The sequence below is a fragment of the Cupriavidus sp. 05L310 genome (genome assembly GCF_056398185.1).
In genome coordinates, this window is sequence record NZ_JBFTOX010000124.1 from 1 (window position 1) to 7,121 (window position 7,121).

The window sequence follows — 7,121 nt, forward strand, 5'->3', positions numbered from 1 at the left end:
GGCTTTCACTTCCCGGCGCTGGATGGGACCGAGGCGGCGATTGCGTTCCACGACGGCAATCCGAACAAGCCGTATATCGCGCATTTCCATCACAACAGCCAGCATGTCGACCTGATCACCAACCAGGACCGCTTGCAGTCGCGCAATGTCATCCATACGCAGAGCGGCAACAAGGTCGAACTGGAAGACTGGGAGGACGAGGAACACGTACAGCTTTCCACCGAGCATTCGGGCAAGAGCCAGTTGACCCTGGGGCATATGGTCAACGGCGAACGCAAGAAGCGCGGCGAAGGGTTCGAGCTGCGTACTTCTGGCTGGGGCGCGATTCGCGGCGGCAAGGGGCTGTTCGTTTCGGCGGATGACCAGCCGAACGCCGGCGGTCAGCAACTCGATATGGAGGCAGCGCAGAGCCTGCTGCAGCAAGCCCTTCAGCAGAGCGAAGCATTGGCTTCGGCCGCCAACGCGGCACAAGCGGTGGCCGCGGACTACAACCGGCAGAAAGCCTTGCTCAACGATACGCTGACGGCGCTGAAGAAGGCCGGGATACTTGTCAGCGCACCGGCGGGCTTGGCGCTGGCCTCGGGTGCCGACTTGCAACTGACGGCCGCTCAAAACCTGATCGCCACCGCTGGCGGTCATGCCGACATCAGCGTACTCAAGCGCTTTACGGTTGCGGCGGGCGAACTGGTGTCCGTGTTCGCGCAGAAACTCGGCATCAAGCTGTTTGCTGCTAAGGGCAAGGTCGAGATTCAGGCGCAGAGCGATGAGATGCGCCTGCTGTCGGACAAGAACATGACGATCAGCAGTGCAAACGGGTGCGTCGTGATCGAGGCCAGGGAGGAGCTGCTGCTCAAGTGCGGTGGCTCCTATCTTCGCCTGTCGTCGACGGGCATTGAGGACGGCACGCGCGGTGACCGGACCATCAAGGCGGCCGCGTACAGCCGTCAGGGGCCGGCTTCGCTCGCCGAATCGATGAATACGTGGAAGCACGCCAATTTTGATGAGCAATACATGCTCAGATGGCCCTTCGATGGTCAGCCCGTCAGCAATCGCACGTTCTCCATCATTCGCGAAGACGGCAGTGTGATCCGTGGCACCACCGATGCCGAAGGAAAGACGGGGCTGCAGAAGAGTCTTTTCGTGGATGGACTGCGCCTGCGCATCGATCCGGAATGAGTCGCGTTGGCGCGCAGTGCACCTCACAACCACAATCACGCAGAAGCAAACCGGAGCAACTTCGTATGGCCACCGTTGAACGCGTTATCCCACCCTCCATAGCCGATGATGGCTCGGTGCACTACTCGTCCGTCATGTCGCCGTCCGACGACAGCATTGCCGTATGTCACATGGTGCCCGACAGGATCATACCCGTGATCTTTGTGCCAGGTGTGATGGGCACGAACTTGATGGGTGATGACGGAAAACACGTGTGGCTCGTAAACGGGAAGGGGAGTGTCTCGAAGGCGTGGGCGAACAGAGGTCCGGATACACGAAAGCGGATCCTTGATCCCAAAAAAACCCAGGTCTATGCCGATGGAGCCATCCCGCAAGGCACGCGCCAGAACGATGCCGAACTGAAGCGCCGCGGGTGGGGTGAGGTCGGCTTCATGAGCTATGGCACGTTTCTACCCTGGCTCGAGAACGCGCTCAACGACGCCGATCAGTGCAAGACGGGCGAGCGCGCGCGCCTGATGAAGACCCTTGTGGCCAATGCACCTGGCGTCGAGTTGCTAACCCACAATGAGGTGGCACTCTCCTATAAATACCAGCTCCCCTTGCATGCCGTAGGTTACAACTGGCTCCAATCGAATGCAGAGTCTGCAAAGCGATTGGACGGGAAGATCCAGGAGTTCATGGCGTACTACCGGAGCAAGGGCTATATGTGCGACTACGTGATCATCGTGACGCATTCGATGGGCGGCCTGGTATCTCGCTACTACTCCGAACTGATGGGTGGCAACAAGAACGTGCTGGGGATCGTGCACGGCGTAATGCCCGCCACGGGTTCGGCTACAGCCTATAAACGGGTGAAGGCCGGCACGGAGATGCCGGAAGGGATCGTCTTGGGCGCCAACGCCGCGGAGATGACTGCTGTGTTCGCGCAATCACCCGGGCCCCTGCAGTTGTTGCCCAGCCCGGAGTACGGGATGGGTTGGCTCAAGCTCAAGGACGGAAAGAGTACTGTCGGCTTGCCCAAGGCAGACCCGTACAAGGAGATCTATACCGTCCGCGGCAAGTGGTGGGGCCTTTGCGATGACAAGCTGATCAATCCGCTGGATCCGAAGAAGGCGACGATTGATCGGGACTGGATCGGATTTGTGGATCTTATTGAGCGTCAAGTCAAAGTATTCCAAGCGGAGATCAGTGGGAAGTACCACGCAACCACTTACGCATTCTATGGAGACGATTCAGGTCATAAGACATGGGGCGACGTGGTCTGGGAGCGGAGAATCTCCAGTGCTCTCCGGCTGTTCGATGCGTATCCCAAAGTTGACGATCTCGCGGCCGGACAGGTCTTGCACGATCCGGGGAAGGGCGAACAGACAGTGCACCAGCACACTGGCGGCAGACCGTTGGCGACAAGCTTCATTTTGAAGGGGGCCGGCGAGAACGGAGATGGCACGGTACCAATCCGATCCGGCGCCGCCCCAGGCCGAAGAGTCAAGGCTTGTGTGCCATATCCGGGCGTCGATCACGAAGGTGCATACAAGAACAGGTCCCAACAGCTTTTTGCCCTTTGGGCGATCACCAAGATTGCCTGTGGCGTTGCGAAGACCTCGATGGCCTACAAGTCATGAAGAAAGCAACCGTGGTGGCCATCGCATGTTTCGCGCTATGTCTGACAGCCTGCAATCCGCCCAAGCCATTGACGCAAGAGGAGAGAAAAACCATGAACGAACTAACAGCCAATCTCGGTCCGCGCTGCGTGGGACGCTACCTGATTGACATGCCGGCTGATGTGTTTGTGTTTGGAAACCTCACGGTGGACCAGATTCCTCTTGAGGCGATGGCAATGCCGGAGGATCAGTTTCAGCGGGAGGTCACCTCACGCGAAGCGGAGTTGAAAGGTACCAGGAGTGCCGATGCTTACCCGTTCCTGTATGCAAGCGGTGAGGTGTCGGGTGCAGCTACAAGATATTTCATTCATCGGGGCGATGTTCTTGCTCATCCAGCCAGCCGGGTCATCGAAGCTTACAAGTGGGACCGGGGCTTTCAGATCAAGATGAGAACGGAGGGGTGGGATTACACCAACCCGGATCAAACCAACGACTCGCTTGTCGAGCTAATCACTCCCAAGAACATCGTTCCGGAACTGCGCGCCCGCGTATTCGACCTGCTGAAACGTGTGCGTGGCCGTCCGGAAAGTGAGATTCCGTCCGAGCCCGGGGTGTGCTTTTTTGGTGGGTTCCTGCCGGGCAAGGCCGGTGCCACGGAAAACCTTTGGACCCAATTCGTGCTGCATGACAAGATCGACGTTAGTGTCGGTCTGGAGACGAATTCCGATATTCGAGAGCAAACCACGTTGCTGCAACGTGGCGACAGCATCAACGCGGCGCTCAAGGAAAGAGAGGGCCGCACGATTCGAAAGGGGCCGGTGGACTTGCCTGGCTTGCCGGCAGAGGAATGGCTGATGGCGGGGATAACCACGCGAGGTGTGCCTGGACACCATCTGGCGCTGGAGGCGAATTCCAGGATCGGCAGTGCGCAAGCGCCCTTGGTCATCTTGGAAATGGATACTGGATCTGAGAATAGAGTGCTACGCGATCCTATCGAAAAGGCATCGCTGACCGAGGGCGAGGCCGTTGCGCTATGGGACGTGGTCTCACGAACCTTGCGCCCGCGTCCGAACGGATTCTGACATCCCTCAAAGCCAGTAACGTAACAGGAGAACAGAACAGTGAACGAACTGAAATCCAATCTCGGTCCGCGCTGCGCGGGATGCCATGGCTGTTGATTTCTCGCTTTTGCCGAAGGAAGAACCGGAGCCCGGCAATTCTCCATCGCGGCCAGTCTGGGCGATCGTGTTTCTCGTCATGGTGCTGGCGTGCGCATTCGTGATCCTCCTGTCATGGCCGAAGCATCTGCCCACGCACACGTGGAGATTCTGGGCAACCCTGATCCTGTTCCCGGTGGGGATACCTGCGTCGATATTGCTGTTCCGGTATAGCTATCATGAGGGTCACAGACTTGACGTTCTGATGCGCAACGAAGTGATCCGCAGGTACAACGAGTGCGTCTTCGCCTTGGCTGCGCGTCCCTTGGCCTTGCTCGGCGCGGCCCATCGTTTTTCGTCGGACCAGAGCGAGAACGCAACTGGCGCCATAAGGGCAGGTACTGTCAGGCTGGAGACGCAAAAGCCGATCGCGAGAGACGGCGCTCCTACAAAGGCTCGCTGGCTGGTGGTGCCTGGCGTACCGCTTGATCCTGGTGGAAAGGAGGCAGATGATCGCCGTCATTGCAAGGTGACGCGATGGTTGTATTCGGAACTGCTTGACGATCTTGCCAACCGCATCCAGTCCTTGCCTTCGCGGGTCGATCTTAGTGTTTGTCTATGGGTGTCGGGAGGATTGCTTCGCAAGGATTATGTGGCGCTCTGGCAAGAATGCTGGCGAAAACGTCAACTTCGAGATATGCGCCTCGCCGAGGAGACTGAGCCTGCCGGCCTCGATGTTCTCGACAGTTGGCTTGATCAGGCTGCTGGTGGCGAAGGGCGCGAGGCGAGATTGATTGTCGCCATTCAACTGTATCCGGTGCTGAGCAAGACGCCGCCCGTCGGCGCGACGGAAGCGGGAGCCGCTCTTCTTCTCATGCCAGGCGAACAGGCTGGCCGGCTCCATGTGGTGTCTGAGGCAACCCTGCATCGCCCGGTACGCGGTCCGTTCGACCAGTCCGACGGCGCTTTGTCGCATGCCGTGAAATGGGGCGATGTCACTGCCGCGGACATTCCCGGTGGTTGGCAGACAGGCCTCGATGCAACGCAGGCGGGGGTGTTGCGCGAGGCTGCCATGCGTCTTGGGCTGACCGTCCGGCCTACAGACCTCGACCAGACCGTCGGGCATGCTGGCGCTGCGGCACCCTGGCTCGCGATAGCCTGCGCTGCGGGTTCGCTATCCGGTGACGTCCAAAGTCAGATCGTCTTTGCTGGCCAGCCTGACGGTGTGGATTCTGCGGTCGTGCGTTCGGTATCGCGCGAGACTGAGCCAGTCTGACCGCACAGTATTCGTCTGATTTTGCGACGGAGTCGCCAAGGCACGAACTGGAGAGGGTTCCTGTATCGATACAGGCCGAGAGATGGCAAACAAGGAGCTGATTTTGATAAGACGTTACGACATCACGAGGGGTGATTCGACAACCTCTGGTGGAACCGTTGAAGGTGGGGATGGGGACGACAAGGTGGGAGATCGCGAGCAGGCTTATGAGGGCGATCCGGTGTGGTGTCCAGCCTGCAAAACGATGGGACGGATCGTTTGTGTCGGGCCACGCCTGTCGATGACGGGGCCTGACGGGCGACAAGCCGCATTGAGCGATGACCTCTGTGTCTGCCGGTGTGATCCAAGCCCTCGACTGATACCGTCGCAGCACGCGTCTTACATGGATGTCTGAGAACGCCGTGCGACTGGCGTGAGGGCATCAAGTATCCCGATTGAGTTCAGAGCATGGGCATGAACGTATCTCCCGAACAATGAAGAAGCTGCAGATCGACCTTATCTCAATACTCGTTCTCGCACTGCTAGTCGCCGGTGCCATCTTGATGTGGGGCGAGCATGCGGGTATCAGGACGCCCGAAACGCAGGGCTTCTGGCTATCAGTGGTCGCTGTTGGCGCCATTGTGCTGGCGATTGTCGCGTCGTTGGATCGCGTGTGCCGCTGGTGGGATGCCCTGCATACATTGAGCAAGTGGTTAAGTCTTCGGAAATCGGAGATGGCTGGCACGACGCAAGCGAGCATTCTCGCCATCAGTGACCGGAAGGGATCTGAGCCAAGACTGCTGGGGCCATTTCGCCAGGAGTTGCAGCAGCGACACGGTTTTCGTTGGCGCTATCGCCAGCCCTGGCTGTTGATCACCGGCGACGATGCTGCCATTGCCCGACTGTTGCCCGACCTGGCGGAACAGGGTTGGCTGATCACCCCCGACGCGGTGCTGCTATGGAGCAAGAGCGGGCAGAATGGCCAGCCGGACGCCGACTGGCTCAAGCAACTCTACAAACTACGCCGCCGCCGTCCGGTGGACGCCGTGGTCCTGACCACCGACGGCACGGCAGACCTGCCGGCACAGCGTCGTGTCACCCATCCCTACGGTATTGGCCTGGCGCGCATCGCCGAGGTGCTGCGCTGGTCCGCCCCGGTCTACCTGCTCGATGTGGCCCTGACGGACGCGCTCGCCAATGGCAATACGCCGGTCATCGGTTGCGAACTGCCGCGTCTTGCGGATGAGGCAGCCATCGAGAAGGCGCTGCTTGTGGTGCGGGACCGCCTGTTGCAGCGCAGCGTCGCGCAACTGATGCAAAACGAGCGCGACCGCTACATGGGCGAGCTTTCCCAGTGCCTCGACACGCGCGGCAAGGCGCTCGCCGAATGGATTGCCGGCCTGAACGGCGGGCGGCGCCGGCGCATCCCGGTCGGCGGCATTGTCTTCGCGCCGTATCCACGGCCTGCCGCCACCGATGCGAGCGCGCCGACCAGCGCCGACCTGCCGCTCTGGCAGTACCTGGGCGATGCGGCCCGCCGTCAACCCGGACGGCGGACCGGCTGGCACCCGGTCACGGTGTTTTCAATCCTGAGCCTGACGGCTATCGGCCTGTGGGGTGCCGGCATGCTGGTGTCCGGCGTGCTGAACGGGCGGGACCTGCAAGCCGCCCAACAATCCGTGAACGACATCCGGTCGGCCCCCAACCCGGCCGCCCGCCTGCGCGCGCTCCTCGCCTTACAGCAGCAAATCGAACGCTACGAGTACCGCACCCAGCATCACGTACCCCTCGCGACCCGCTTTGGCCTGAATCGCGATCCGGCGGTCCTAGCCGCGCTGTGGAAGCCATACACGCAGGCCAGCCGCGAGTTGCTCGTCGCGCCCGTGCAGCGGGATCTGGAGGCGTCCCTGGTGGATCTCGTGCAACTGCCGA

At 60.4% G+C, this 7,121-nt stretch carries 6 protein-coding genes; all 6 read left to right on the top strand.

Translation table 11 applies throughout. The features are described from left to right. Positions 1–1,176 (top strand): DUF2345 domain-containing protein (locus AC1DS6_RS42055; RefSeq protein WP_477104741.1); only part of this gene is annotated, 1,176 nt, incomplete at its 5' end. A 65-nt stretch (positions 1,177–1,241) separates the two neighbouring features. Beyond that, positions 1,242–2,798: an esterase/lipase family protein gene (locus AC1DS6_RS42060; protein ID WP_441629750.1), complete on the top strand. Its 1,557-nt coding sequence runs from the start codon at positions 1,242–1,244 to the stop codon at positions 2,796–2,798. Beyond that, complete coding sequence (locus tag AC1DS6_RS42065; protein WP_477104742.1) at positions 2,795–3,859, top strand: T6SS immunity protein Tli4 family protein; 1,065 nt, start codon at positions 2,795–2,797, stop codon at positions 3,857–3,859. The genes AC1DS6_RS42060 and AC1DS6_RS42065 overlap by 4 nt, the downstream gene beginning before the upstream one ends. Positions 3,860–3,944: 85 nt before the next feature. Further along, the gene (locus AC1DS6_RS42070; RefSeq protein ID WP_441629752.1) at positions 3,945–5,210 is read left to right on the top strand and encodes a hypothetical protein; all 1,266 of its coding nucleotides are present in this window, start codon (positions 3,945–3,947) and stop codon (positions 5,208–5,210) included. A 106-nt stretch (positions 5,211–5,316) separates the two neighbouring features. Continuing rightward, a complete protein-coding gene (locus AC1DS6_RS42075) occupies positions 5,317–5,604 on the top strand; it encodes a PAAR domain-containing protein (RefSeq protein WP_441629787.1) in 288 nt (95 codons plus the stop codon). A gap of 79 nt (positions 5,605–5,683) precedes the next feature. Then, positions 5,684–7,121, top strand: a 1,438-nt coding sequence (locus AC1DS6_RS42080; protein ID WP_477104743.1) for an ImcF-related family protein, incomplete at its 3' end; no start/stop codon positions are given.

Excerpts from the sequence above, each read along its gene's own strand:
- AC1DS6_RS42060 (WP_441629750.1), top strand. The coding sequence starts at position 1,242 with ATGGCCACCGTTGAACGCGTTATCCCACCCTCCATAGCCGATGATGGC.
- AC1DS6_RS42070 (WP_441629752.1), top strand. The coding sequence starts at position 3,945 with ATGGCTGTTGATTTCTCGCTTTTGCCGAAGGAAGAACCGGAGCCCGGC.
- AC1DS6_RS42065 (WP_477104742.1), top strand. The coding sequence starts at position 2,795 with ATGAAGAAAGCAACCGTGGTGGCCATCGCATGTTTCGCGCTATGTCTG.